The organism is Paeniglutamicibacter psychrophenolicus (assembly GCF_017876575.1).
In the GTDB taxonomy this organism is placed as follows: domain Bacteria; phylum Actinomycetota; class Actinomycetes; order Actinomycetales; family Micrococcaceae; genus Paeniglutamicibacter; species Paeniglutamicibacter psychrophenolicus.
On record NZ_JAGIOE010000001.1, the window covers coordinates 100,454 to 124,951 of the forward strand.

Here is a 24,498-nt window from a genome sequence, read left to right on the forward strand (position 1 = left end):
GGGTACATTGTGCCTTCATGGATCCCACGTTTTTGCTGTGGACCATTCTTCCGATAGAGTATTCAGGTCTGGAGACGTGTCCGAGCGGCCGAAGGTGCAACACTCGAAATGTTGTGTACGGTAACCCCGTACCGAGGGTTCAAATCCCTCCGTCTCCGCCAGATTGAAGGCCTCAGATCCCTTATGAACAAAGGGATCTGAGGCCTTTTTCATGCCCGGGAACCAGCTGCCGGGGCCCCGCTTCGGGCTCGCGCCCCTGAGGCGCGCCGTCATGCAAGCCCTTGCACTTCCCCTGCAGCCGCGGTCGGCATTGCCGCAGACGCGAACCGCGAAAGATTCCCCCTTGCGCCCGTGCATTGCGCAGGGCACGCCTTTCCGGCATCCAGGAAAGTCGCACGGGCACGCCTGCTTGCAAGGCGGCGTCAGGAATGCGGCCGCATCAGCGGTGGATTGAGCACCGCCCGGACCGGTTCGCCAGCCGCGGAACGGGCTTCCGCCGCGAGCCGGAAGAGCGCTGCGGGGCGGCCCGCGTCGCCCGTGGTCATCCGCCCCGTGTCCTCAAGGAAACCGGGGTTTCCCGTGGCCTTGCGGTGGAAGTTCCGGGGATCCAGGCGGGTGCCCCATACCGCTTCATACACGGCCCGCAGCTGCGCGATGGTGAACTCCTCCCCGCAAAAAGCCGCCCCCAGCGGCGAGTACTCGAGTTTTGACCTTGCCCGCTCCACTGCGTCGACCAGGATGCGGGCATGGTCGAACGCCAGATGCCTTTCCCCCGCCAGGACATCGCCGACCGGGCACCAGGCAGCCTGCTCGGCGTCGCTCCCGGCAGACAAGACGGGAAAGTCGGGCGCAAGCAGCAGGTGGGCCACGGTGAGCACATCCCCTCGCGGGTCGCGCCCCTGCGGCCCATAGCTCTGCAGCTGCTCCAGGTGCCCCGGCACCTGCTCGACCCCGGTTTCCTCCGCCAGTTCGCGGATCGCGGCCTCCCCCAGGCCCTCTCCGGCCAGCACGAATCCTCCCGGCAGCGCGAGCCGGCCGCGGAACGGCTCGATGAGGCGCGTGATGAGCAGGACGTTCAGGACATCGTCGCGGACGGTGAGGGCGACGATGTCCACCGTCACCGGGAAGCGCTGGAGCGCGGAAGGGAAATCGGCCATGCACCCATCATAAATACTTATCGTCACCTTGACAATAAACACGAAAGCTCCCTATGCTTTTCTTATCGTCAATCAGACGATAAGTTGCAAAGGTTGAGGAGCGACCCCATCATGGCCACCATCAAGAACTACCCCTGGATCAGCCACTTCCTGGGCAGCCCCACCGGTTACGTCGTCCACCTGCAAAAGGGTGCCATCAGGCACCGGGGTGTGGGCCAGGCATTCTGGTTCCGGCCGGCGGCATCCGTGCTGAGCGAGGTCCCCGTCGACGACCAGGAACTGCCCACGCTCTTCCACGCCATCACCCGCGACCACCAGGACGTCAGCGTCCAGGCCAACGTCACCTACCGCTTCGTGGACCCGGTTTCCGTGGCCAGCCGGCTCGACTTCGGCCTCCAGCAGGCAGGCCCGGCAACGTCCGGCGGCAAGGAGCAGGTGGCCACCATCATCGGCCAGCTCTGCCAGAGCCACGCGATCGACCACATCGCCACCACCACGCTCGCCCAGTCGCTGGAACGCGGGGTCAGCGAGCTGCGCCAGATCCTCACCGAGGCCCTCGGCACGGACGCCCGGCTGGCGTCCACCGGCATCGAGATCCTCGGCGTGCAGGTCCTCGCCGTCCGTCCGGAGTCAGAGGTCGAACGGGCCCTGCAGACACCGGTCCGCGAACACCTGCAGGCCGAGGCCGACCGGGCCGTTTACGAACGCCGGGCGGTCGCGGTCGAACGCGAGCGGACGATCTCGGAGAACGAGATGGCCAGCAAGATCGAGCTGGCCTCCCGGCGCGAAAGCCTCGTGGCCCAGGAGGGGGCCAACGCCAGGCGCGAGGCCGAGGAGCAGGCCGCTGCCGGCCTCATCCAAGCCAATGCGGAAGCCGAACGCCGGGGCATCGGCGCCACCGCCGAGGCCAACCACGTCCGTCTGGTGGGCGAGGCGGAAGCGGCACGGGAAGCCGCCGCCATGGAGGTCTACCGGGGCATGGACCAGTCCACCTTGCTGGCAGTGGCCTTCCGCGAGGCCGCCGGATCGCTGCCGAACATCGGGAACCTGACGGTCACCCCGGACCTGCTCAGCGGGGCCCTGGCCGGGTTGTTCCGGGAACCGGGCGCCTCGGCCGCAGACGGAAAGTAGGCCCGGCCATGGCAACACCTCGCCTCGTCATCGTCCATCGGCGCACCGAACTGGCCCAATTGCTGGACCGGCACGCCACCGTGGGCCAGGCTGAGTTCTTTCTCCGCACCCGCGGCCGAACCATGGCCGCCGTCCAGGAACGCCACGAGCTGCTCGGCGCGGCCCTGGCAACGGTCCGCGCCGCGGTCCAGCCCGACTGGCGCCTCGCTGAGGTGGAACGGGAGGACCTGAACAGGTTCATGTTCGCGGCCGAGGACATCATCGCCGTGGTGGGCCAGGACGGGCTCGTGGCCAATGCGGCCAAGTACCTCGCCGGCCAGCCTGTCATCGGGATCGACCCGGAACCGGGAATGAATCCGGGCGTACTGGTCCGGCACACCGCCGCGGATGCCGCACGGTTGCTGCGGGGCCTCGCCCCGGGCAACGGAGGCCCGCTGCCGTTGCCCTGCCGGGAACTGTCCATGGTGAGGGCCAGGCTCGACGACGGACAGGAACTGTCGGGACTCAACGAGATTTTCATCGGGCACCGGGCCCACCAGTCGGCCCGCTACCGGCTCACGACATCCAACGGCCGAACCGAGCATCAGTCGTCGTCCGGTCTCATCGTTTCCACCGGGACGGGCGCCACCGGATGGTGCGCCTCCATCGCGCAGGACCGCGGCGGTCGCACCCTGCCGGCCCCCACGGACCGGCGCCTGGCCTGGTTTGTCCGCGAAGCCTGGCCCTCCCCAGTCACCGGCACGTCCCTGACCGAAGGCGTGCTGGAGGCGGACGAACCGCTTCGCCTCACCGTGGCGTCGGACCAACTGGTGGTGTTTGGCGACGGTATGGAGCAGGACCGACTGACCGCCTCGTGGGGGCAGGAAATCAGCGTCGAACTGGGCCGCCGGCCACTGCGGCTGGCGTAGCGCCGTCGCCGGAGGCAACGGAAACGTCGACAACTCCAGCCCCGGGGACAGCAAATGCCTCCACGGCGCGGAACTCTTGCTGGGCCTCCGGGCGGCCGCGCGCGGCTGGGGCGTTTACGACCGGCGTTCGTTCCGGTTCAGGCCTTTCGGCCCCCGGCCAACCACGTCTCAAAGGTCGTGGAATCCCGGGGGACCGCCGCCGACGGCAACAGCCCGCCGTTCATCACCTTCACTCCCGGAACCGGGACGCCAATGACCGTGGCGTGCGGCCCGCCGTTGCGGGAGGCCGCGTTGTTCCGGGAGACCAGGCGCGCCAGGCTCGCCATATTCCGCGGTTCGGGCCCGGCCAGCTCGAGGCCGGCCGGTGCGTTCTTTCCCGCTTCGACCGCGGAGAGCACCAGCCTGGCCACGGCGTCGGCAGCCACCGGTTGGCTGTCCATGTGGGGCACCACCGCAACCGGGCCGATCGTGAGTTGTTCGATCATGGTTTCGGCCTGCTCGAACCATTGGGTGGAGCGCACGATCGTCGTGGGAACCTTCGCGTTTTGGTAACGCGCCTCCTGTGCCGCCTTGCCGCGGTAGTAGCCCATGTGCTTGTTGACCTCGGGCTTGCGGGCATTGATGATCGAGACACACACCAAGTGCTTGACTTGTTCCTGCTCGGCGGTGCGGATGATGTTCCTGGCCGTGGTTTCATAGAAATCAGTGGCGGTTTCGGCATTGGTGGTGATCACGTTCAGGCAGTCCACGACCGCGTCGGCGCCGCGCATCGCCGCCGCCAGGCCAAACCCCGTGTAGGCGTCGACCCCGGTTCTCCGGCCGGCCGACACCGCCTCGTGGCCGGCTTCCTGCAGCAGGTGCACGACCCGCTTGCCCATGTTTCCGTTGCCGCCGAGAACGATCACCTTCATGCAATTCAGCGTACGCCTGATACACCGGTTGGTTCGAGGGAATCGGCAGGCATTGGCCTCCGCAGCCCGGGTTGATACTTGCGGGAAGCGCCTAAACGTTCAGCCACCTGTGCCGGCGCCGGTTCTTGAGAACCACGAAGTGGTGCAGCGCGATCACCACCGTGGCCCAGCAGCCGCCAATGAGCAGCCCTCCGGCCACGTCGCTGAGCCAGTGGTGGCCCAGGTAGATCCGGCTCCAGCCCACGCCGAGGGCAAAGCACCCCAGCGCACACAGCGCCAGGATGCGGGCAAGCCGCGTCCGCAGGACCAGGAACGCCAGGTAGCCAACGACGGACAGGATCGCGACGGCATTGAGCGTGTGCCCGCTGGGGAAGGAGAATGAGGCCGGAACCGGCGGCAAGGCTTCCGCCAGCGGCGGCCGGGCCCGGCCCAGGGTGCTCTTCAACACGATCGTCAGCGCCACCGAGCCGGCTGCCGTCGCCGCGACCAGCGCACCGGGCCACGCGCTTCTGGTGCGCCAGGAGAACAGGGCGATGAGGCACAGCGAAATGATGCTCATGCCCAGGGTGTCCCCCGCGATGGTGAAGCACCAGGCGACCGCCGTGGCGGCCGGGCTCCGGTGGCCCACCATCCATTCGAGCACCGGGATGTCCCAGGCATCGGGGACTCCCCCAACCCGGACCGAAACCCAGAGGCGGCGTGCCACCGCAAAAAGACCCAACACGAGGGCAAGGACAAAGACCATGATCGAACCGGCGCGTTGCCCGCTCTTGCCGGGACGGCGCGGTGAATTCATGTAAGCCAGCCTAGCGTTCACACCTTGGCTTGGTTCGAGGGGGGGCACCCGGCCTTCGCGCATGCCCGAGGGGCGGGCAGCCATGCGGGAAGATGGAAGCATGACAATCCGCGTGCTGGCCATCGGCAAGAAACACGAATCCTGGGTGACCGAGGGCATCGAACGCTACGAAAAGCGCATGAAAAAGCCCTTCGACATCAAATGGCAGCTGCTCCCCCACTCCTCGCGCGAGGGGGATGCGGCCCGCACCGAGGAATCCGAACGGATCCTGGCCAAGGTCGAGGCGAGGGACTTCCTGGTGCTGCTGGACGAGCGCGGCAAGAACATCGATTCCCCCGCGCTGGCCACGACCCTGCAGCGGCCCTTCGACACCTCGCGGAACATCACCGTGGTGATCGGCGGCGCCTACGGCGTTGACGCGTCGGTGCACGAACGGGCGGATTTCACCTGGAGCCTGTCCAAGCTGGTCTTCCCGCACCAATTGGTGCGGCTGATCCTCACCGAGCAGCTCTACCGCGCCCAGGAAATCTCCGGAGGCGGGAAGTACCACCATGTCTGACGCGCCATACGGCACCACTCGGCCCGCCAGGGAGAACCTGCAGCCGGTGGTGAATCGACTGTGGTGGTATGTGCCGGTGGCCTGTGCGGCTTCCATGCTCCTGCTGATCTGCGTGGTGGACCCGTCCATGGCCGGGGCACCATGGTGGGAACTGGATGAGGAAGGGCTGTGGGTGGCGCTGGCATTTCCGTTGGCTCCATGGTTCATCTGCGCGGCCCTGGCGGTGCTGGTCGGCTTCACGACCGGGTCGCGAACGGCCATCGCCCTGATGTCGCTGCTGTCGCTGGCCTCCGGGATCATCCCCGCCTTGATCTGGACCCTGCTGCTGCACGACGTGTTCCCGGACTCGGGACCGCTGCGGCTGTCAATGGCCGTACCCGCGCTCGCGGGCGCCGCGCTGCTGGCCTTGCTGGCCGGGCTGGGCCTCGGGCACACCGTGCGCGCCGCCCGCCGTATCGGTGCCGCCTGACGGTGTTCCCGCGGCCGAACCCGAATTGACGCCTCGAACGTTTACGCTGGGATCGATGGCTAAGAATGTTGAGGCGGCGCACGTCCTTGAGCGGTTCACCCCCGCGACGCGCGCCTGGTTCGAGGGAGCCTTTGCCGCGCCGACCCCCGCCCAGATCGGGGCCTGGGACGCGATCTCCACCGGCCAACATGCCCTGGTCGTTGCACCCACCGGTTCCGGCAAGACGCTCTCGGCGTTCCTCTGGGCGCTGGACTCGTTCGCCCGCACCGCCACCGAGATCCTGGACCCGGCGCTGCCGGGCCTGGAAACCGCGGGTTCGCCCGGGGCCACGGACAAAAAGACGGTAACGCCCGGCGGCACCAAGGTGCTCTACATTTCCCCGCTCAAGGCCCTGGGCGTTGACGTGGAGCGGAACCTGCGCGCCCCGCTGGTGGGCATCAAGGCCACCGCCGCGCACCTGGGCCTGGCGGTCCCGCAGGTGTCGGTGGGCGTGCGCTCCGGGGACACCCCTGCCAACGAGCGCCGCAAGCTGGTGACCAACCCGCCGGACATCCTGATCACCACCCCCGAATCCCTCTACCTGATGCTCACCTCCCGGGCCCGCGAGTCCCTGGTTGGCGTGCACACCGTGATCATCGACGAGGTGCACGCGGTGGCCGGGACCAAGCGCGGCGCCCACTTGGCCCTGTCCCTGGAACGCCTGGACGTCCTGCTGCCGTCCCCCGCCCAGCGCATCGGGCTCTCGGCCACCGTCGAGCCGCGCGACGAGGTGGCCCGCTTCCTGGGCGGCACCGCCCCGGTGAGCATCATCGCCCCGGCCATCACCAAGACCTGGGAACTGAGCGTGCGGGTACCGGTCGAGGACATGACCGACCTGCCCGCCGCCGCTGCCGCCCACGACCTGGGACCGGGTTCCGGGCTGGCCCCGCAGGCCAGCATCTGGCCGCACGTCGAGGAGCAGATCGTCGATCTGATCGAGGCGAACCGCTCCACCATCGTCTTTGCCAACTCCCGCCGGCTGGCCGAGCGGCTGACCGGGCGCCTCAACGAGATCCACGAAACCCGCCTCACCGGGACCGCCTCCGGGGCAGGCTTCGCCCCCAACGGGATCGGTTCCACCGGCGCGGAGATGACGGCCGGGACGCCCATGGCCCGGGTGCAGCCGGGAACCGGGATGCCCGCGGCCATGATGGCCCAGGCCGGAACCACCGCCACCAGCACCCCCGATCCCGGGGACGGGGCCGTGGCGCCGCTGGCCCGCGCCCACCACGGTTCGGTGTCCAAGGAGACCCGGGCCAACATCGAGGACGACCTCAAGACCGGGGTGCTGCGCGCCGTGGTCGCCACCAGCTCCCTGGAACTGGGCATCGACATGGGCCTGGTGGACCTGGTGATCCAGGTCGAATCCCCGCCCTCGGTCGCCTCGGGCCTGCAGCGCGTGGGCCGGGCCGGGCACCAGGTCGGGGAAACCTCCATCGGCGCCTTCTTCCCCAAGCACCGGGCCGACCTGCTGTCCACCGCACTGACCGTCTCGCGGATGCGCGAGGGGAAGATCGAGAAGCTGCACATCCCGGCCAACCCGCTGGACGTCCTGGCGCAGCAGACCCTGGCCGCCTGCGCGCTTCAGGACCTGGGCGTGGAGGCCTGGTTCGAGACCGTGCGGCGTTCGGCCCCCTACGCCTCGCTGCCGCGCGCCGCGTTCACCGCGACCCTTGAAATGCTGGCCGGCAAGTACCCCTCGGACGAGTTCGCGCAGCTGCGCCCGCGCCTGGTCTGGGACCGGGATGCCGGGGTGCTCACCGGCCGGCCCGGCGCCCAGCGCCTGGCGGTCATCAGCGGCGGGACCATCCCGGACCGCGGGCTCTTCGGCGTGTACCTGGCCGGGGCGGAGGATTCCGGGGCCAAGGGCGGGCGCCGGGTCGGGGAGCTCGACGAGGAAATGGTCTATGAATCCCGGGTCGGTGACGTCTTTGCCCTCGGGGCCACCAGCTGGAAGATCGAGGACATCACCCACGACCGGGTGCTGGTCTCCCCCGCGTTCGGACAGCCGGGCAAGCTGCCCTTCTGGAAGGGCGACACCCAGGGGCGGCCCGTGGAACTCGGCGCCGCGCTGGGCGCCTTCACCGCCCGGCTGGCCAACGCCACCGAGGAGGCGGCCCGCACGGAGCTGGAGGGCATCGGCCTGGATGCCTTCGCCGCCGGGAACCTGCGCAACTACCTCGGCGCGCAGGCCCAGGCCACCTCCGTGGTGCCCAGCGACAAGACCCTGCTCATCGAACGCTTCGTGGACGAGCTCGGGGACTGGCGGGTCATCCTGCATTCGCCCTTCGGGCTGCCGGTCCACGCGCCCTGGGCGCTTGCAGTCGGGGCGCGGCTGCACGAACGCTACGGGCTGGACGGGTCCGCGATGGCCGCGGACGACGGGATCGTGCTGCGCGTCCCGGCGATGGACGACGAGCCTCCCGGGGCCGAGCTGTTCGCCTTCGAGCCCGAGGAGATCGAGGACCTGGTCACCGCGCAGGTGGGCAACTCCGCCCTGTTCGCCTCGCGCTTCCGCGAATGCGCGGCCCGGGCCCTGCTGCTGCCGCGCACCGACCCGTCCAAGCGCACCCCGCTGTGGCAGCAGCGCCAACGCAGCAAGCAGCTGCTGGACGTGGCCCGGAAGTACCCGGACTTCCCGATCATCCTGGAAACCGTGCGCGAGTGCCTCAACGACGTCTACGACCTGCCCGCACTCAAGTCCCTGCTGGCCGGCATCACCTCCCGCGCCATCGCGGTGCGCGAGGTCGCCACCCGCACGCCATCCCCCTTCGCCCAGTCCCTGCTCTTCGGCTATGTCGCCCAGTTCCTCTACGAGGGCGACTCGCCGCTGGCCGAACGCCGCGCCGCGGCCCTGTCCCTGGACCCGGCGCTGCTCAACGAGCTGCTGGGCCGCACGGAGCTGCGCGAGCTGCTCGACGCCCAGGTCATCACCCGCACGCAGGAGCAGCTGCAGCGCACCGCCGAGGACCGCAAGCTGGCGGGGCTCGAGGGCGCCGCCGATTTGCTGCGGATGCTCGGCCCGCTGGACGCCGAGGCCGTGGCGGCCAGGCTGCGCCCCGAATCCGGGGACGAAACCGAGGCCGATGCCCTTCAGGCCGCGGCCGGGCACCTGGCCGCGCTGGTGCACGCCAACCGGGCGCTCGCCGTGCGACTGGGCGGCCGGGAGGTGTTCGCTGCCATCGAGGATGCCCCGCGGCTGCGCGACGGGCTCGGGGTGCCGCTGCCGCACGGGGTGCCGCTGGCCTTCATCGAACCCGTCGCCGACCCGGTGGGCGATTTGGTCTCCCGTTTCGCCCGCACCCACGGCCCGTTCACCGCGGGCGACGTCGCGGCCGCGCTGGGCCTGGGCGTCGCGGTGGTGCTCTCGGTGCTCGAACGCCTGGTGGCCGATTCGCGGGTGATGGCCGGGGCGTTCCGGCCCGCCGAAATGCTTTCCGGGCTCCCGGCGGCCGGGGCGAGCGCCACCGAGTATTGCGATGCGTCGGTGCTGCGGATGATCCGCACCCGGTCGCTGGCGGCGTTGCGCGCCGAGGTCGAGCCCGTGGACCAACAGACCTTCGCCCGCTTCCTGCCCGGTTGGCAGGGCATCGGTGCGGGGCTGCGCGGCATCGACGGTGTGCTGGCCGTGGTGGAGCAGCTGGCCGGGGTGCCTGTCCCCGCCTCCGCGCTGGAGTCCTACGTGCTGCCGGCCCGCGTGCGGGACTACCAGCCATGGATGCTCGACGAGCTCATGAGCGCCGGGGAGGTGCTGGTCTCCGGGGCCGGGGCGCTGGCCGGGACCGACGGCTGGATCGCCCTGCACACGGCCGAAAACGCGCCGCTGAGCCTGCCGCTGCCCGACACCTCCGAGCTGGGTCCGCTGGCCGCCCGGCTGCATGCGGTGCTGGGTTCCTCCGGCGCCTACTTCGTGCCGCAGCTGGCCGGGTTGCTGGCCCGCGACCCGGGCGAACCGGGTCCGGAGCCCGCGGGCACCGCGGTGCTCGAGGCCCTGTGGGAACTGTTCTGGGCCTCGGCCGTCTCCCCGGACACGCTGGCACCGATCCGCCAGCTGGTCTCCGGGGGCAAGAGCGCGCACCGCCTTCCCGCTCCGGCCCCCCGGGCGCGCACCGCCCGGCTGGGGCGCATGGCCATGCTGCGCGCTTCGAACCCCGGGGGCCCCGTCGAGCTGGCCGGACGCCGCCCGCTACCGGAGTCGGCCACCGGGCGCTGGGCGGCGCTGCCGGCGCCGCTGAACGACCCCACCATCCGGGCGCACGCGGCCGCGGAGTTCCTGCTGGAGCGCTACGGGGTGGTGACCCGCGGCTCGGTCGCCGCCGAGGCGGTGCCCGGGGGCTTCGGGCAGCTCTACAGGGTGCTCGGGAGGCTCGAGGAGGCCGGGCACACCCGCCGCGGCTACTTCGTCGAGCGGTTGGGCGCCGCCCAGTTCTCCACCTCCGCGACCATCGACCGGCTGCGCACCCTGGTACGGGAGCCGGGGCACGGGCAATTGCCCACCGCCCTGGGGCTGGCCGCCACCGACCCGGCCAACCCGTACGGGGCGGCGCTGGGCTGGCCCGAGTCCGCCGGCGGGCACCGGCCCGGGCGCAAGGCCGGGGCCCTGGTGGTGCTGCTGGACGGGGCCCTGGCCCTGTATGTGGAACGCGGCGGCAAGACGGTGCTGGGCTTTGGCGCGCTGGCCCCGGACACCGAATCCTCCGGTGCCGCAACGGAAGTGCTCGATGCGGTGGCCGTGGAACTGGTGGCGGTGCTGCGCCGGGCCGGGACGGTGAAGCTGGGAATCGAGAAGGTCAACGGCTCCCCCGTCAACGACTCGCCGCTCGGGGCGGCGCTGCGCCGCGCCGGGTTCTATTCGACCCCTAGTGGACTGCGGTTTAGGAGCTAGGAATTTGGGTCATTTTCGCCCGCCGGTGCCCGGCACCGGCTAGGCTAGGTGACTAGGGTCACCTGAATACTTGGGCAGGTGAACCCCGTCTAGCGAGTTAGGTGGTTTTGGCGATGCCCGAAGGGGACACAGTTTTTCGCACGGCCCGGCGACTGGAGGCGGCACTGGGGGGCAAGGCGTTGAGCCTGAGCGACTTCAGGGTGCCCGCCCACGCGACGTTGTCGCTGGTGGATTGGATGGTCGAATCCGTCGTCTCGCGCGGCAAGCACCTGCTGATCCGCACCCGCCCGCCGTCGCGGGTCTCCGCCCCTCCGCTGAGCATCCACTCGCACCTGCTCATGGAGGGCCACTGGGACGTCTACGCCACCGGCGAGCGCTGGCGGTCCCCGGCGTTCAAGGCCCGTGCTGTGCTGGGCAACCCGGCCTTCACAGCGGTGGGCTTCGAGCTCGGGTTCCTGCACGTGCTGCGCACCACCGACGAGGTCGAGGTCATCGGGCATCTGGGCCCCGACCCGCTGGGGCACTCCTGGGACCCGGCCGAGGCGGTGCGCCGGCTGCTTGCTGCCCCCGAACGGCCCATCGGCCTGGCGCTGCTTGACCAGCGGCTGATCTGCGGGCTGGGCAACGTGTACCGCTCCGAGCTGCTCTTTGTGGCACGGGTGCACCCGCGCACCCCGGTGGGCGAGGTCGAGGACCTGGGCCACCTGGTGGACCTGGCGCACCGGCTGCTGAACGCCAACAAGGACCGCGCCCGGCGGGTGACCACCGGGGCCGATGGGATGAACCCCTACTGGGTCTACGGCCGCGCCGGGCAGGCGTGCCTGCGCTGCGGGGAACCGCTGCAGAAGGAATCGCTGGCCGAATCCACGCGCAGCGCCGAACGCGACGTGTTTTTCTGCGCCTCCTGCCAGGGCTCCTACGTGCCTTCCGGGGAAGGGGCGCGCTAGGAACCCGAACGGGCCAGGGCGGCCGACGAGGCCATGCACGCGTGAAAGACTGGTGTGCATGGCCATGATCTCTCCCCTGCCCGTGCGCAACGGCGTCAATGCAACCCGCCTGCGCGTGCCCTCCGGCGGCCAGTGGGCCACGGTGTGCGACTACATGCTGCACCGCTTCGGGCACGTCGACGCGGCGGGCATCACCCGGCGCTTCCGCAACGGCGAGGTGGTCGGCATCGACGGGGTCGTGCTCGACGAGCACACCCCGCTGGGCGGCCACGAGTTCATTTGGTACTACCGCAACCTGCCGGCCGAGGAACCCATCCCCTTCACCGAGACGATCCTGCACCACGACGAGCACCTGCTGGTCATCGACAAGCCGCACTTCCTGCCCACCACCCCGGGCGGGCGCTTCATCCAGGAATCGGCACTGGTGCGGCTGCGCAACCGGACCGGCAACCCGGAGCTGATCCCCATGCACCGGTTGGACCGGGCCACCGCGGGGATCCTGCTCTTTTCCACCAACCCCGTCACGCGCGGCGCCTACCAGACGCTCTTCGAGCGCCGCGAGATCTCCAAGACCTACGAGGCCGTCTCCGCGCTCGAGCCGGTGGCAGGACGCCCGGCCGGCGAGGTGCTGGGCACCGGCGGGCTGGGCGGAAGCGCCGAGGAACGCAGCGGCAACGCGGTCGACGGGACTGCGGGGCCGGGAAACCACCTGCTGGCCCCGGACGAACTGAAGGCCCGGCTCGATGCGCTGGCCGCCGACCCGCTGGTGTACCGGAACCGGATGAGCAAGATCAAGGGGCAGCTGCGCTCGCTGGTCGAGGAGGGCGATCCCAACGCCGAATCCCTGATCGAGCTGCTGGGCACCGGCACCTCGGCCGGGCACTTTGCCGGGACGAAGGTGGCCAGGTTCAGGCTGAGCCCGCACTCGGGCAAGACCCACCAGTTGCGCGTGCACCTTGCCGGCCTGGGCCTGGGGATCCTCAACGACCCGTTCTACCCCACGCTGCTGGACCTGGCCCCCGACGACTATGCGCGCCCGCTGCAACTGCTGGCCCGCAGCATTTCCTTCAACGACCCGATCACCGGGCTCCCGGTAAGCTACACCTCGAAGCTGGAACTGGCCGAATCCCCCGCCTGAGGCCAGGCAAGCGGCCCATGCCTCCCGCCTCCGGGGCGGCGTTCATGGCGCAACTCACCCTCGGCGCCCGGGTGTGCGGGCGTGGGAATCGGGCATCCTCTCGGCGTTGTTCGGTACGCTGGTAGCCATCCGATGGGCCGGTGCACCACGGGCAGCGCGGCGAAGAAGGGGCTGAACATGAGCAATTCCAATACCAGGACCTCCGCCGGGTCAAAGAAAACACCCAACGCGGCCCCGGAACGCCCTGCCAAGGCACCGGCACCGGGCAAGGATCCGGCCGCCTCCGGCACCACACCGGTGAAGAGCCCCACTGCACCCGAAGCCGAAGCCCCCAAGTCCACGGAACCGACGCCGCCCGGCCCGACCGACCTGGTCCGTGCCGCCGAGGATTCCGCACCGGTTGCCGGCACCGACCGGGTCTCGGAGCGCATCGCCCACCCGGTTCCCCACCACATCGTTCCCGAGCCCGGCTCCGTCGACGAGGTGCTCAAGTCCCCCGAGGCACCGGCCGCAGAAGAGTCCCCGCTGCGCCACCTGACCGACAAGCACGCGGCCAAGGCAGCGGACGAGCAGCCCGTACGAACGGTTTCCGGCGGTTTCTCCGGAATCAACAACTGGCTCGATTCGATGCCCGAACCCGATTGGGAACGTCTGGGCGACAAGATCTATGCGGCTCCCACGACCTTCAAGGCCCGTTGGCAGCAACGGCGCGTTGAACGGGCCAAGGCCGCCGAACTCAAGGAACAAAACCGGTTGCTCGAGGTCGCCCGCGCCGAGGCGAAGGCCGAGGCCGCCAAGCGCGAGGCCGTGCGCCTGGCCCACCAGGCCAAGCTGGATGCCGCAGCACACCGGGCCGCCGAGGCGCGGATCGTTGCCCAGGCGCAGGCCGAGGCCCGCACCCGGGCCGCCGAAGCTGCCCGGAACAAGCCAATGGATCCGCCCCCCGTAGTGCTTTCGGCCCCCGTGGTGCCCGAGGTTGACCAGTCTCCGGAAGCCGAGGTGGCGATTGCCGGCGAGGGGACCCCGGTGGCCTGGGTTCCGACCCCGCAGGTGGATCCGGAGCAGCTGGCCGCGCTGGTCGCCAGCGCCAAGGCCGCAATCGACCACCAGCAGGCCACCGCCGAGCCGGTGTACGTGGCCCCCTACGCCCTGCCCGAATTCGAACCCAATCCGGCCGAGAAACCGACGGACCTGCGCCGCAGGATCGCCGGCAGCGCCGCCGCACTGGCGGCAGCGGCCCTGTCGCTGGCCACCTTGGATACGCTGTCCTCCGGCAGGGTCGAGTCGCTGGGCTCCAATTACTCGATGCTGTCCCTGGCCCCCACCGCGCACCTGGTCTGGCCAGTCATCTTCATCTGGGCCCTTTTGGGTGCCGCCTACTCGTGGGCACCCTCGCAACGTTCCGCGGTGCGCCAGCGCGTGGTCGGCTATCCGTTTGCGCTGGCCTGTGCCGCCTCCGGGCTGTGGATGCTCAGCGCCCTGAACGATTGGCTGTTCCCGGCCCTCGTGTGCGCCGCGGCCAGCTGCTGGTTCCTGTTCACCGCGATGCGCGGGCTGAACGACAAGACCGCCCGCACCCGGCGCGAACGCATGCTCACCGACGCCCCCGTCAGCCTGATGACCGGCTTCAGCCTGGTCGTGCTGGCATCGACCTTCACCAGCATGCTGGCGTCCTGGGGCGCCGGCGGCGGGGTGGGCATCTGGATCGCCACGCTGCTGGTGCCCGCGGCGGGCTACGCGGCCATGGCGCTGTCGATGACCGAACGCGGGCGCATCATCCTGGCCATCGGCTTTGGCTGGGGCATGTTTTGGGTCCTGGTGCCCCGGGTGCTGGGGACCAGCAACTCCATCTGGGTCGCCATCCTCGCCGGCATGGCCGGGTTCGTGGTCCTGCTGGCCACCGAGAACCGGCGCTACCAGATCCACCATGCCGAGCACCGGGCCGCCCGCGGCAAGTCCACCGACTTTTCCTGACCTTCAGGGCCCGGGGTCAGGGGCGCCGCAGCGCGATCCAGCGTCCCTTGGTGCGGCGCAACACCACCAGCTTTTCGGTCACCGCCACGTTTTCCACCGCGGCGCGCATGGCCGCCGCCGAGGAAACGGCACGCGCATCCGGGTTCCCGTCCTCTTCCACGGTGTAGCGCACCGTGATGCGCGGGACCCCGGCCACCACATCGAGCTGGTTCGCATCCACGTGGTGGCCGCTTGCCAGCGAGGCCACCGCGGCGTCCATGACCGCTTCGGGCACGTGCCCGGGCCGCAGCCCCATGATGTTCAATTGCGCGCGATAGGAAGGCATGGCATCAAGCGTAGCTGCGGGATCCGGGTGCCGTCGCCGCGCCGCGGGCCGGGCCCCGGCTGGCGCAAAGGTGGGACACTGAAATCATGAGTGCAGCAGAAGAATTCACGCAGTGGCGCCGGATGCGCAACGAGGGCCTGGCCGTCCCCTTCGGGTGGCTCTCGCTGAGCAGCTACCAATGGCTCCCCGCGGATCCCGGGCACCTGGACCTGGTCCCCGGCGCCTGGAGCGCCGACGCATCCGGGGCGAGGGCCGGCTTCGCGGCAGCCGACATGGTCACCACCCCGGACGGCGACCCGGTGTCCGGGACCCTGTCCAAGTCCATGCACGAGGACGAGTCGATGCACTTCGTCCGCCACGGCGACACCCTGGTGGAGCTGGGGGTGCGCGGCGGACGCTACATGATCCGCACCCGCGAGCGCACCCACCCGCGGCTGAAGGCCTTCTCCGGGGTCCCGGTCTTCGACCACGATGCGCACTTCGTCGTGGCCGGGCGCTTCACGCCCTTCCACGCCCCGAAGGTGGTGCCGATCGACAGCTTCCGCCCCGACACCACGCTGAAGGCCGAGCTGGTCGGCGAGGTCGAGTTCACGCTCGCCGGACACGCCGCCTCCCTGGCCGCGACCCAGAACGCCGACGGCGCGCTGACCCTGGCCTTCCGGGACACGACCAACGGGGAGCAGACCGCGCCCTGGCGCTTCGTCACGGTCCCGGCCCCCGGTGCCGACGGGTCGGTCACGATCGATTTCAACCGCACGCTGAACTACCCCATGGCCTTCTCGCCCTTCGCGGTGTGCCCCGCCCCGGTGCCGGGCAACCGGCTCGGGTTCGCGGTGCGCGCCGGGGAAAAGCAGCCGCACTAAACCTGCGTGGCAACGTCTTGGGCGTTGCTCTGGGTGCTTCCTACTTCGGGCCCATGCGGATGGCGCCGTCCAGGCGGATGGTTTCGCCGTTGAGCATCTGGTTGGCCACGATGTGTTCCACCAGGGCCGCGTATTCCGCCGGCTTGCCCAGCCGTGCCGGGTGCGGAACCTGAGCGCCCAGCGAGGCCTGTGCCTCGGCGGAAAGCGAGGCCATCATCGGGGTCTCGAAGATGCCCGGTGCGATGGTCATGACCCGGATGAAGTGGCGGGCCAGTTCCCGGGCCAGCGGCAGCGTCATCGAGGCCACCGCGCCCTTGGACGCGGCGTAGGCGGGCTGGCCGACCTGCCCGTCGAAGGCGGCGACCGAGGCGGTGTTGATGATGACCCCGCGTTCTTGCGTGCCGGTGGCCGGGTCCACGAGCGGTTCGGTCGCTGCCATGGCCTCGGCCGCCAGGCGCACCACATTGAAGGTGCCGGTGAGGTTGATGGCAATGACCTTCTCGAAGGTGGACAGCGGCAGCACGCCCTCCCTGCCCAGCACCTTTCCCGGGGTGGCGACCCCGGCGCAGTTGACCACGATGCGCAGGTTCCCAAGTTCCCCGGCAGCGGCAATGGCTGCCTGGACCTGGACCTCGTCGGTGACATCTGCGGCCACGAACCTGGCCCGCTCCCCCAGCGCGGCTGCGGCTGCGTCGCCCTGGGATGAAGGCAGGTCCACCAGCACCACGCGGGCTCCTGCGTCGTAAAGCACCCGGGCGGTGGCGGCCCCGAGGCCCGAGGCGCCCCCGGTGACCAGTGCGACTGAATCGGTGATGAGCATGCTGGGATTCCCTTCAACGGTGTTGCCGGCGGCCACCAATTGGGTTAGTGGCCATTAACTCACTCCAGCGTAGGCGAGCGGGCCACGAGACAGAAGGGGTGGTGCGACAGTCTTTGCGGCCGGGACAGGGGACGTAGACTGCTGAAATGGGGCGCTTCATCTTGATTTCCACGCGGGAACACGACCTGGCCACCTCCGACGAGGTGCGCGGGGTGCTGGCCGCCAGCGGGCTGGCTGCCGATTCCCTGCGGGTCATTCGGCTCGACCGCGAGCCGCTGGGCCCGATCGACGGGCTGGGGCTGGAAGACTGCCCGGGCATCATCCTGGGCGGCAGCCCGTTCAACGCCTCGGACCATCCCTCGGTCAAATCCGCGACGCAGAAACGCTGCGAGGCGGATCTGTCCCGATTGCTCGATGTGCTGGTGGCCGAGGACTTCCCGTTCCTGGGCGCCTGCTACGGAGTCGGCACGCTGGGAACCCACCAGGGCGGGACGATCGACACCCACTATGGCGAGCCCGTGGGCACCTCCCGCATCCGGCTGACCCACGAGGGGCGGATCGATCCGTTGCTGGCGGGGCTTCCCGAGGAATTCGACGCCTTCGTGGGCCACAAGGAAGCGGTCTCCGTGCTCCCCGCCTCGGCGGTCCTGCTGGCGGACTCCGCGGCCTGTCCCGTGCAGATGTTCCGCATCAAGACCAACCTGTACGCCACGCAGTTCCATCCCGAGCTTGACCCGATGGGGTTGGCCCAGCGCATCCTGATCTACCGGGATGCCGGCTACTTCCCGCCGCACGAGGCGCAGCGCCTGCACGATGCGGCCCTGGGCTCCCGCGTGGAGTGGCCCGCACTGATCCTGCGCAACTTCGTGCAGCGCTACGGGGCCGAAAGCTAGACGATCCCCTGCCCGGCATCGAGCCGGGCCACGTAGTCGGCGATCTTTTTCCGCCGGGTCTCGGCCCCCTTGACGGTGTGCAACCTGTAGTAGATGGCGAAGCGCTCGCTGGCACCGAGGGTTGCCAGCGTTTCACGTGCCCGGGGAGATCCGGACACCGCCTCGAGGAAATCGGCGGGAAGCTGCGCCGATGCCTGCCCCGCATAGGCGTCGTCCCACCTCCCGGCGGCCTCCAGCCGCTGGATGTGTTCCACGTTCCTGGCAGACCACTTGCTGCGCGCGGTGCGCGGGGTGAACCTATTGGTAAAGCTGTGCTCGTCGCGCCCGTTGCGCTGGCCGTCGATCCAGCCGAAGCACAGCGCCTCGTCCAGCGCCTGGGCGTAGGTCAGCTCCGTGACGGTGCCGCCCTTCTTGTGCAGCACCAGGCGCACCCCGGGATGGTCCAGGTGGTGTTCGGCCAGCCACCGGCGCCAGGCCGCGGCGTCGGGGAGCAAGAGTTCTTCCAACAGGATTGCCATGGAACCCATCCCACCACGCCAAGGTGCGTTGGCGCCACCGCCGGCACCCCTTCACAAATAATTGCTAACTTGCTAGCATCCATTGCATGGCAACGAACGAGGACGCACCAAGTCCCAAAATCCAGTTCAACATCTACCTGCCCGCCGCCCTGGTGCGCCGGGTGAAGCATGCCGCCATCGACGACCAGGCAAGCCTTTCCGCGTTCGTCGAAAAGGCGCTGGAACACTACCTGGAGGATCACTGATGCTGCGCGTCCGCCCCACCGTCCACACCCCGCACCCCGAGGCCTGGGCATTGCTGCTCGGCGAGATGGGGCTGGGCGAAATCACCCCGCCACCTGCCACCGGTGCCCCGTCCGGGACCGCGCAACGCTGCTTTGCCGCAGACTCCGGGCGCATCCTGCTGCAGGAATCCGCCAAGCCGGGCACCGAGCTGGTCTTCGAGGTGCGCGACCTGGAAAAATTCGCCCAATGGACCATCGCGGACGGGACCCCGGTGGACCTGCGGACCGCGGCCGACGGCAGCACCGCGCTGGCGCACATCACCGCCCCGGACGGCCTGGAATTCACCGCGCTGGGCGTCGATGCCGCGGTGGACGCCGGCACACCCCGGTTCCCGCAGGACACCGAAACCCCGCGGCCCGGGACGCTGGCCGTGCTGGCGCTGTGGAACACCCCCGACGTGCCCGGCGCATCATCCACCCTGGCGAACATCGGGGCCAAGCCGGACACCACTTCCAACGGCGGCGCCTGGGCGCAGTACCGGGCCAAGCACGGCGGCTTTGTCGCCGCACATGCCGGGGCAAGCCGCGGGATCGAGCTGTCCCTCGAATATTCCGGGAAGCTGGAAGCACTGGCGGACCGGCTGTCTTCCGCCGGCATCGAGGCGCAGCTGGTTGACGAGGCCTACGGGCGCACGCTGCTGGTGGAGCATCCCGACGGCGCCCAGCTGTGGATCAACGAACGCCAGCAGGACCTGTACGGATACTCGCGCCACTGATGCACCCGAGGTGGGGAGCGGGTTCCGGGATGCTTCGGGAATAGCCCGGGCCGTGCACGGGTTGGCACCACACATGAGCAAACTCTTTACGCCGGTCACCCTGGCCGCCCCGGCGGGCCCCGGCCTGGACCTGCGCAACCGCACTGTGCTGGCCCCGATGTGCCAGTACTCCGTCACCAACCACGACGGGGTGCCGCACGCCTGGCACCTGGCACACCTCGGAGCCCGGGCCGCCGGCGGATTCGGGCTGGTGTTCACCGAGGCCACCGCCGTGACCGCCGCGGGCCGGATCAGCGACGCGGACACCGGCATCTGGAACGATGCCCAGGGAAGCGCCTGGGCACCGATCGTCGACTTCATCCATTCCCAGGGCGCGGCCGCCGGTATCCAGCTGGCGCATGCCGGAGCCAAGGCCTCCACCCACCCGTGGCTGCCGGGACCCATTGCAGCCGGGGAGACCGGGAACCTGCCGGTGCCTGGCCGCGGCTGGGAAACCGACGGCCCCTCGGCCTCCGACGCCTTCGGGCTGGCCCCGGCCACCGCAATGTCCACCGGGCAGATCGCCGACTCGGTCCGGGACTGGGCCGAGGCCGCAACACGCGCCGATGCGGCCGGATTCGATGTCGCCCAGATCCACGCTGCCCACGGGTACCTGGTCCACGAGTTCCTTTCCCCGCTGACCAACACCCGCACCGATGCATACGGCGGAAGCTTCGAGAACCGCACCCGCTACGCCCGCGAGGTCATCGCCGCGGTGCGCGCCGCCTGGCCGGCGCACAAGCCGCTGGCGATCCGCTTCTCCGGGGACGACTGGGTGGCCGGCGGGTGGCGGATCGCCGACACCGTGCGCTTTGCCGCCGAGGCCTTCGAGTTGGGGGTCAGCGCCTTCGACCTCTCCAGCGCCGGGATCGGCAAGTACCACGGGCCCTCCGGCCCGGGCTTCCAGGTGCCGCTGGCCGCGGCCGTGAAGGAGGCGGTGCCCGAGGCCTTCGTGACCGCCGTGGGCATGATCAACGATCCCTCGCAGGCCGAGCAGGTGCTGGTCACCGGCGCCGCCGACGGGGTCTCGATCGGCCGTGCGGCGCTGAAGAATCCGAACTGGCCGGCGGTTGCCGCAGCCGCACTGGGCTCGGTCCGCGACGCGGTGCCCTTCGCCCCGCAATACTGGCGCGCCCACTGGTAGGAGCGCCGGGAACGTGCAAGGGCGCGGACCCTCCGGTTTGTCCCGGATGGCCCGCGCCCTTGCACGTTGGTGCCGAAAGTCGGTTGCGCGGGCCTTAGCCGCGCAGGTCCTTGCCCACCGATTCTGGCAACTTGTAGACGGTGACCGCCGTGATCAGCAGCAGCACGATGGCGTAGACCGCGAAGACCGTTCCTCCGACGGAGTGCCCGAACCAGGCGTTGAAGCCGGCCTGCAGGAAGGCCGCGGTGCCGCCGAACGCCGCCACGCAGATGGCGTACGGGATGGCCACGCCGATGGTGCGGATGGCGGTGGGGAAAAGCTCGGCGTACACGGCCGGAACGATTGAGGCGGAGGCCGCAATGAAGACGAGCATCACCGACATGGCGATGAACAACTGCCACGCCTCGCCGCGGACCAGGGAGGACATCGGGAACTGCATGACAGCGGCTCCCAGGGCCGAGATCAGCAGGACCGGGCGGCGGCCGATGCGGTCCGAAAGCTTGCCCCAGAACGGCAGCACTGCCATGAACACCAGGTTGGCGGCGACGCCGGTCCACAGCGCGGTGGCCGGATCCATCTTCATGTTGGCGATCGCGTAGGCGGGGGTCGAAACGCTCCAGATGTAGTAGACCACCGTCAGCCCGACGGTCAGGCCGATGACCTGAAGCGCCTGGCGCCAGTTGGCCATGATCTGCGAGAAGACCGAGGGCCCGGACGTGCCGTGTGCGGCCTTGGCCGACTTCTGTTCCTCGAACTGCTTGGTCTCCTTCAACCGCGAACGCATGATCAGGGTGTACAGGCCCATGAGCGCACCGACGGCGAAGGGGATGCGCCAGCCGAAGGCGCCCATCTGTTCCTTGCTCAGGGTCACGGTCAGGATCGCGCCGAGCAGGGTGCCGACCACGATGCCGGCGGTGCCGGAGAAGTACATCAGCGTGGAGTAGAACCCGCGCTTCGGGGCCGGGGCCACCTCGGCGAGGTAGGTCTGCGCGCTGGGCATCTCGCCGCCGTGGGCCAGGCCCTGCAGCAGCCGGGCCACCAGCAGGATCAGCGAGGCGCCGGCTCCGATGCTGGAATAGGTCGGGGTGATCGCGATGATCAGCGAACCTACCGAGGCCAGGCCCACGGCCATGGTCATGGCGGCCTTGCGGCCGACCTTGTCACCGATCAGGCCGAAGAAGGCCCCGCCGAAGGGGCGGGCGACGAATCCGACGGCGAAGATCGCCATGGTCGCCAGGAAAGCGGAAGTCGGGTCGGCCTTGGAGAAGAGCTGGCCGGAGATGAAGGAGGCGAACGTGGCGTAGATGGCCCAGTCGAACCACTCCACGGCGTTGCCCGCGCCGATGCCCAGCAGGGTCTTGAAGGTGGACTGGCCGGGTGTCCCGTGCGGGGACGGTGCCGCTGCGTGCTGGGGACGGACGGTGGCCTGGGGGCTGCCGGCCGGAGCCAGCTGTTCCTTGATGCTCATGGGGAGGGTTCCTGGATTCTGTGTGGGAGGGGGAACGGGGATTAGCGTGTTGCCAGGGAAGCGAGCTTGGCGGTGGCCAGCTGCGTGTAGAGCGCGGTACCGCGACCCAACACCGAATCATCGAAACGTGCGTACGGGGAGTGGTTGTACTCCGCCGCACCCACGTCCACGCCGGGGGTCAGCGCGGACAGGAAAACAAAGGCACCGGGAACCTCGTTGAGCACCCGGGAGAAATCCTCGGATCCGGCCAGCGGGCTGGCCATGGTGGTGAAGGAATCGGTGCCGAAAAGCTCGCGCACCGCATCGGCGGCGAAATGGGTCTCGGCCTCGGCGTTGATGGTGGTGGGGTACTCGGTGCGGTACTGCACCTCGACCTCCAACCCGTGGGCCAGTGCGATCCCCTGCAGCAACGCGGGGACCGAAGCCTGCAGCTTCTCGTGCGCGGCATGGCTGAAGGAGCGGATGGTCGCCTCGAAGTAGGCGGTTTCGGGGATGATGTTGCGCACCGTCCCGGCCCGCAGCACGCCCACGGAGATGACCACGGGATCAAAGATGTCGAACTGGCGGGTGACCATGATCTGCAGTGCCGTGACCATTTCCGCGGCAGCGGTGACCGGGTCCTTGGCGGCAAAGGGTGCCGAGCCGTGCCCGCCCGCACCGCGCACCGTCACGAACAACCCGTCGGATGCGCTCATCATGGCTCCGGGCTTCGCGGTGAAAACCCCGGTGGAACCCATCGCGCTCATGACGTGCAGGCCGAAGGCCGCGTCGACCTTCTTGCCGCTGGCCTCCAGCACGCCCTCGCGCACCATGTGGCTCGCCCCGTCCCAGCCTTCCTCGCCGGGCTGGAACATCAGGACCACGTCGCCGGGCAGGGACTCGCGGCGCTCGGCCAGCAGCGTGGCGGCACCTGCCAGCATCGCGGTGTGCAGGTCGTGGCCGCAGGCATGCATGGTGTCCCCGGTTCGCGAGGAAAACTCGACACCCGATTTCTCGGTCAGCGGCAGCCCGTCCATGTCCCCGCGCAGCAGCACCGCCGGGCGCTCGCCGGCAGGGGCGTTCGATGCCCCGCCGCGCAGCACCGCTGTCACCGAGGTGAGGTCGGTGCCGAGGGTAATCTCGTACCCGATGGGCTCGAGCCATTGCAGCACGCGTTCCTGGGTGCGCGGCAGTTGCAGCCCGGTTTCGGGCTCGCGGTGCAGCGCATGGCGCAGGTTCATGATCTCGGGTTCGAGTTCGCGTGCGTCCTGCAGGATTGCGGTGGTGGCGGTGCTCATGCCGTGTGGTCTCTTCCCGGGTCTGCCCGCCCACCAATTGGTGAGCCGTGTCACTATCGATCGTGGGGCACGGGCAGGATAATGGAGGAAGATTCACAGATAATTGCGCAAGGCGGCCTTCAAACCGCGAAAATGTGCGCGGATGACAAAAGGGGCTTCATGGAACTGCCGGTCGAGGACCTTCAGCTGGTCCACGCGCTGCAAATCGCGCCGCGCGCCAGCTGGTCCGAACTCGGGGCAATCCTCGGAAGGCATCCCGCGACACTCTCAGCCCGCTGGACCCGTTTGCGCGAGGATCGCATGGCCTGGATCCTGGGGCACCTGGGCGGCTATCCCGACCAGCATTGCACCGCATTCATCGAGGTGGTGGCCGATCCGGCGCACATCGAGGAGGCGCGCGTGGATTTGTGCGCGATCTCCGAGGTGTTGACGGTCGATGACGCGACCAGCAGTGCCGACTTCCGGCTGACCTGCCTGGCCGCGGATTGGTTGACCATGGCCCGCCAGGTGTTGCCAAGCATCAAGGCCGCCCGCGGCGTCCAGCGCACCAAGGTCTCGCTGTGCACCAAGCTCTATTCCACGGGCAACGCGTGGCGCCTGGATGTGCTCTCCCCCGCACAGCAGTCCCAGATCCAGCGGCTGGCCCACCCGCCGGTTGCGCAACCAACCCTGATCCCCGACTCGTTCTGGCCCATGTTGCGGGTGTTGATGCGCGATGGGCGTGCCACCGCAGCGGAGATTTCCCAGGCCACCGGACAGCATCCGTCCACCACGGGCAGGGCCCTGAAGACCGCGTTGGAGACCGGGATGGTGACCCTGCGCTGCGAACTGGCTAGCCACTACACGGGCTACCCGCTGACGGTGCAGTGGTTCGCGAAGGTTCCGGCCGGCTCGGCGGATGCCGTGGCCACCTTTCTGCGGGAGCACCGCACGCTGCGGCTGTGTGCCTCCACCACCGGGGCGGCGAACATGACCTTCATGATGCAGATGCGCACCCCTGCGGACATCGCCGACCTCGAGGCCCGGCTGGCGGCACGGGTCCCGGGAGTCGACATCCTGGAGGCGAGCGTGGGCGTGCATTCCTTCAAGCGCATGGGCTGGATGCTGGATCCGGACGGCAGGCCGACCGGGGTGGTCGTGACCTGACCTGCGTCGGAAAGACGCCCTTAACAACGATTCCCCCCGTCATCCGCCCCCCTCAGGGGGAAATGGCGGGGGAATCGCCCAACCTACACCG

Annotated in this window: 22 protein-coding genes and 1 tRNA gene; 15 read left to right on the top strand and 8 right to left on the bottom strand. The window is 69.5% G+C overall.

Going from position 1 to position 24,498, the window contains the following annotated elements; translation table 11 throughout:
• Nucleotides 1–70 precede the first annotated feature (70 nt).
• Nucleotides 71–161 (top strand) — tRNA-Ser (locus JOF46_RS00460).
• Between the two features lie 261 nt (nucleotides 162–422).
• Here JOF46_RS00460 and JOF46_RS00465 read toward each other — a convergent pair.
• Nucleotides 423–1,157: an NUDIX hydrolase gene (locus JOF46_RS00465; RefSeq protein ID WP_209905519.1), complete on the bottom strand. Its 735-nt coding sequence runs from the start codon at nucleotides 1,155–1,157 to the stop codon at nucleotides 423–425.
• Nucleotides 1,158–1,268: 111 nt separating this feature from the next.
• On the opposite strand from JOF46_RS00465, the gene JOF46_RS00470 reads away from it, so the two are divergent.
• Complete coding sequence (locus JOF46_RS00470; protein WP_209905520.1) at nucleotides 1,269–2,288, top strand: SPFH domain-containing protein; 1,020 nt, start codon at nucleotides 1,269–1,271, stop codon at nucleotides 2,286–2,288.
• Nucleotides 2,289–2,296: 8 nt separating this feature from the next.
• Nucleotides 2,297–3,196, top strand: coding sequence for a diacylglycerol kinase catalytic domain-containing protein (locus JOF46_RS00475; protein ID WP_209905521.1), 900 nt, complete (start codon nucleotides 2,297–2,299; stop codon nucleotides 3,194–3,196).
• Between the two features lie 137 nt (nucleotides 3,197–3,333).
• Here the strand turns inward: JOF46_RS00475 and JOF46_RS00480 are convergent, their stop codons facing one another.
• The gene (locus JOF46_RS00480) at nucleotides 3,334–4,107 is read right to left on the bottom strand and encodes an SDR family oxidoreductase (RefSeq protein ID WP_209905522.1); all 774 of its coding nucleotides are present in this window, start codon (nucleotides 4,105–4,107) and stop codon (nucleotides 3,334–3,336) included.
• A gap of 91 nt (nucleotides 4,108–4,198) precedes the next feature.
• Nucleotides 4,199–4,903: a phosphatase PAP2 family protein gene (locus JOF46_RS00485; RefSeq protein WP_209905523.1), complete on the bottom strand. Its 705-nt coding sequence runs from the start codon at nucleotides 4,901–4,903 to the stop codon at nucleotides 4,199–4,201.
• A 100-nt stretch (nucleotides 4,904–5,003) separates the two neighbouring features.
• Here JOF46_RS00485 and JOF46_RS00490 point away from each other — a divergent pair, with 100 nt between their 5' ends.
• The 6 genes from JOF46_RS00490 (at nucleotide 5,004) to JOF46_RS00515 (ending at nucleotide 14,914) form a co-directional block, all read left to right on the top strand.
• Nucleotides 5,004–5,462 (top strand): 23S rRNA (pseudouridine(1915)-N(3))-methyltransferase RlmH, encoded by a 459-nt coding sequence (locus JOF46_RS00490; RefSeq protein WP_209905524.1) that lies wholly within the window; start codon nucleotides 5,004–5,006, stop codon nucleotides 5,460–5,462.
• Entirely contained in the window at nucleotides 5,455–5,931 is a 477-nt protein-coding gene (locus JOF46_RS00495) for a hypothetical protein (protein WP_209905525.1), read from the top strand. Before JOF46_RS00490 ends, JOF46_RS00495 begins: the two co-directional genes overlap by 8 nt.
• Nucleotides 5,932–5,986: 55 nt before the next feature.
• Entirely contained in the window at nucleotides 5,987–10,855 is a 4,869-nt protein-coding gene (locus JOF46_RS00500) for an ATP-dependent helicase (RefSeq protein WP_209905526.1), read from the top strand.
• 113 nt (nucleotides 10,856–10,968) lie between these two features.
• A complete protein-coding gene (locus JOF46_RS00505) occupies nucleotides 10,969–11,802 on the top strand; it encodes a DNA-formamidopyrimidine glycosylase family protein (protein ID WP_181578381.1) in 834 nt (277 codons plus the stop codon).
• A 64-nt stretch (nucleotides 11,803–11,866) separates the two neighbouring features.
• Nucleotides 11,867–12,940: a pseudouridine synthase gene (locus JOF46_RS00510; protein WP_245348231.1), complete on the top strand. Its 1,074-nt coding sequence runs from the start codon at nucleotides 11,867–11,869 to the stop codon at nucleotides 12,938–12,940.
• Between the two features lie 177 nt (nucleotides 12,941–13,117).
• Entirely contained in the window at nucleotides 13,118–14,914 is a 1,797-nt protein-coding gene (locus tag JOF46_RS00515; RefSeq protein ID WP_209905528.1) for a hypothetical protein, read from the top strand.
• 16 nt (nucleotides 14,915–14,930) lie between these two features.
• Here JOF46_RS00515 and JOF46_RS00520 read toward each other — a convergent pair whose 3' ends face one another.
• Nucleotides 14,931–15,239, bottom strand: coding sequence for a hypothetical protein (locus JOF46_RS00520; protein ID WP_209905529.1), 309 nt, complete (start codon nucleotides 15,237–15,239; stop codon nucleotides 14,931–14,933).
• Between the two features lie 86 nt (nucleotides 15,240–15,325).
• On the opposite strand from JOF46_RS00520, the gene JOF46_RS00525 reads away from it, so the two are divergent.
• Nucleotides 15,326–16,102: a DUF1684 domain-containing protein gene (locus JOF46_RS00525; protein ID WP_209905530.1), complete on the top strand. Its 777-nt coding sequence runs from the start codon at nucleotides 15,326–15,328 to the stop codon at nucleotides 16,100–16,102.
• 40 nt (nucleotides 16,103–16,142) lie between these two features.
• Here the strand turns inward: JOF46_RS00525 and JOF46_RS00530 are convergent, their stop codons facing one another.
• The gene (locus JOF46_RS00530) at nucleotides 16,143–16,922 is read right to left on the bottom strand and encodes an SDR family NAD(P)-dependent oxidoreductase (RefSeq protein ID WP_209905531.1); all 780 of its coding nucleotides are present in this window, start codon (nucleotides 16,920–16,922) and stop codon (nucleotides 16,143–16,145) included.
• Nucleotides 16,923–17,068: 146 nt separating this feature from the next.
• Here JOF46_RS00530 and JOF46_RS00535 point away from each other — a divergent pair, with 146 nt between their 5' ends.
• A complete protein-coding gene (locus tag JOF46_RS00535; RefSeq protein ID WP_209905532.1) occupies nucleotides 17,069–17,815 on the top strand; it encodes a glutamine amidotransferase in 747 nt (248 codons plus the stop codon).
• Here JOF46_RS00535 and JOF46_RS00540 read toward each other — a convergent pair.
• Nucleotides 17,812–18,333, bottom strand: coding sequence for a YdeI/OmpD-associated family protein (locus JOF46_RS00540; protein WP_209905533.1), 522 nt, complete (start codon nucleotides 18,331–18,333; stop codon nucleotides 17,812–17,814). The genes JOF46_RS00535 and JOF46_RS00540 overlap by 4 nt on opposite strands.
• 86 nt (nucleotides 18,334–18,419) lie before the next feature.
• Between JOF46_RS00540 and JOF46_RS00545 the strand changes: the two genes are divergently transcribed.
• The 3 genes from JOF46_RS00545 (at nucleotide 18,420) to JOF46_RS00555 (ending at nucleotide 20,516) form a co-directional block, all read left to right on the top strand.
• Nucleotides 18,420–18,578 (top strand): ribbon-helix-helix domain-containing protein, encoded by a 159-nt coding sequence (locus JOF46_RS00545; RefSeq protein WP_209905534.1) that lies wholly within the window; start codon nucleotides 18,420–18,422, stop codon nucleotides 18,576–18,578.
• Complete coding sequence (locus JOF46_RS00550) at nucleotides 18,578–19,333, top strand: hypothetical protein (RefSeq protein WP_209905535.1); 756 nt, start codon at nucleotides 18,578–18,580, stop codon at nucleotides 19,331–19,333. The genes JOF46_RS00545 and JOF46_RS00550 overlap by 1 nt, the downstream gene beginning before the upstream one ends.
• A 73-nt stretch (nucleotides 19,334–19,406) precedes the next feature.
• Nucleotides 19,407–20,516, top strand: coding sequence for an oxidoreductase (locus JOF46_RS00555; RefSeq protein WP_209905536.1), 1,110 nt, complete (start codon nucleotides 19,407–19,409; stop codon nucleotides 20,514–20,516).
• 94 nt (nucleotides 20,517–20,610) lie between these two features.
• Here the strand turns inward: JOF46_RS00555 and JOF46_RS00560 are convergent, their stop codons facing one another.
• Both JOF46_RS00560 and JOF46_RS00565 read right to left on the bottom strand, forming a co-directional pair.
• Complete coding sequence (locus tag JOF46_RS00560; RefSeq protein WP_209905537.1) at nucleotides 20,611–21,984, bottom strand: MFS transporter; 1,374 nt, start codon at nucleotides 21,982–21,984, stop codon at nucleotides 20,611–20,613.
• A gap of 41 nt (nucleotides 21,985–22,025) precedes the next feature.
• Nucleotides 22,026–23,261: a M20 metallopeptidase family protein gene (locus JOF46_RS00565; protein WP_209905538.1), complete on the bottom strand. Its 1,236-nt coding sequence runs from the start codon at nucleotides 23,259–23,261 to the stop codon at nucleotides 22,026–22,028.
• A gap of 159 nt (nucleotides 23,262–23,420) precedes the next feature.
• Here JOF46_RS00565 and JOF46_RS00570 point away from each other — a divergent pair, with 159 nt between their 5' ends.
• The gene (locus tag JOF46_RS00570; protein ID WP_209905539.1) at nucleotides 23,421–24,407 is read left to right on the top strand and encodes an Lrp/AsnC family transcriptional regulator; all 987 of its coding nucleotides are present in this window, start codon (nucleotides 23,421–23,423) and stop codon (nucleotides 24,405–24,407) included.
• The last annotated feature ends 91 nt before the right edge of the window (nucleotides 24,408–24,498 follow it).

Coding starts and splice junctions, on each gene's coding strand:
- JOF46_RS00475 (WP_209905521.1), top strand. CDS start 2,297: ATGGCAACACCTCGCCTCGTCATCGTCCATCGGCGCACCGAACTGGCC.
- JOF46_RS00555 (WP_209905536.1), top strand. CDS start 19,407: ATGAGCAAACTCTTTACGCCGGTCACCCTGGCCGCCCCGGCGGGCCCC.
- JOF46_RS00540 (WP_209905533.1), bottom strand. CDS start 18,333: ATGGCAATCCTGTTGGAAGAACTCTTGCTCCCCGACGCCGCGGCCTGG.
- JOF46_RS00565 (WP_209905538.1), bottom strand. CDS start 23,261: ATGAGCACCGCCACCACCGCAATCCTGCAGGACGCACGCGAACTCGAA.
- JOF46_RS00490 (WP_209905524.1), top strand. CDS start 5,004: ATGACAATCCGCGTGCTGGCCATCGGCAAGAAACACGAATCCTGGGTG.
- JOF46_RS00495 (WP_209905525.1), top strand. CDS start 5,455: ATGTCTGACGCGCCATACGGCACCACTCGGCCCGCCAGGGAGAACCTG.
- JOF46_RS00560 (WP_209905537.1), bottom strand. CDS start 21,984: ATGAGCATCAAGGAACAGCTGGCTCCGGCCGGCAGCCCCCAGGCCACC.
- JOF46_RS00465 (WP_209905519.1), bottom strand. CDS start 1,157: ATGGCCGATTTCCCTTCCGCGCTCCAGCGCTTCCCGGTGACGGTGGAC.
- JOF46_RS00480 (WP_209905522.1), bottom strand. CDS start 4,107: ATGAAGGTGATCGTTCTCGGCGGCAACGGAAACATGGGCAAGCGGGTC.
- JOF46_RS00535 (WP_209905532.1), top strand. CDS start 17,069: ATGGGGCGCTTCATCTTGATTTCCACGCGGGAACACGACCTGGCCACC.
- JOF46_RS00515 (WP_209905528.1), top strand. CDS start 13,118: ATGAGCAATTCCAATACCAGGACCTCCGCCGGGTCAAAGAAAACACCC.
- JOF46_RS00485 (WP_209905523.1), bottom strand. CDS start 4,903: ATGAATTCACCGCGCCGTCCCGGCAAGAGCGGGCAACGCGCCGGTTCG.
- JOF46_RS00545 (WP_209905534.1), top strand. CDS start 18,420: ATGGCAACGAACGAGGACGCACCAAGTCCCAAAATCCAGTTCAACATC.
- JOF46_RS00550 (WP_209905535.1), top strand. CDS start 18,578: ATGCTGCGCGTCCGCCCCACCGTCCACACCCCGCACCCCGAGGCCTGG.
- JOF46_RS00530 (WP_209905531.1), bottom strand. CDS start 16,922: ATGCTCATCACCGATTCAGTCGCACTGGTCACCGGGGGCGCCTCGGGC.
- JOF46_RS00505 (WP_181578381.1), top strand. CDS start 10,969: ATGCCCGAAGGGGACACAGTTTTTCGCACGGCCCGGCGACTGGAGGCG.
- JOF46_RS00570 (WP_209905539.1), top strand. CDS start 23,421: ATGGAACTGCCGGTCGAGGACCTTCAGCTGGTCCACGCGCTGCAAATC.
- JOF46_RS00470 (WP_209905520.1), top strand. CDS start 1,269: ATGGCCACCATCAAGAACTACCCCTGGATCAGCCACTTCCTGGGCAGC.
- JOF46_RS00500 (WP_209905526.1), top strand. CDS start 5,987: ATGGCTAAGAATGTTGAGGCGGCGCACGTCCTTGAGCGGTTCACCCCC.
- JOF46_RS00510 (WP_245348231.1), top strand. CDS start 11,867: ATGATCTCTCCCCTGCCCGTGCGCAACGGCGTCAATGCAACCCGCCTG.
- JOF46_RS00520 (WP_209905529.1), bottom strand. CDS start 15,239: ATGCCTTCCTATCGCGCGCAATTGAACATCATGGGGCTGCGGCCCGGG.
- JOF46_RS00525 (WP_209905530.1), top strand. CDS start 15,326: ATGAGTGCAGCAGAAGAATTCACGCAGTGGCGCCGGATGCGCAACGAG.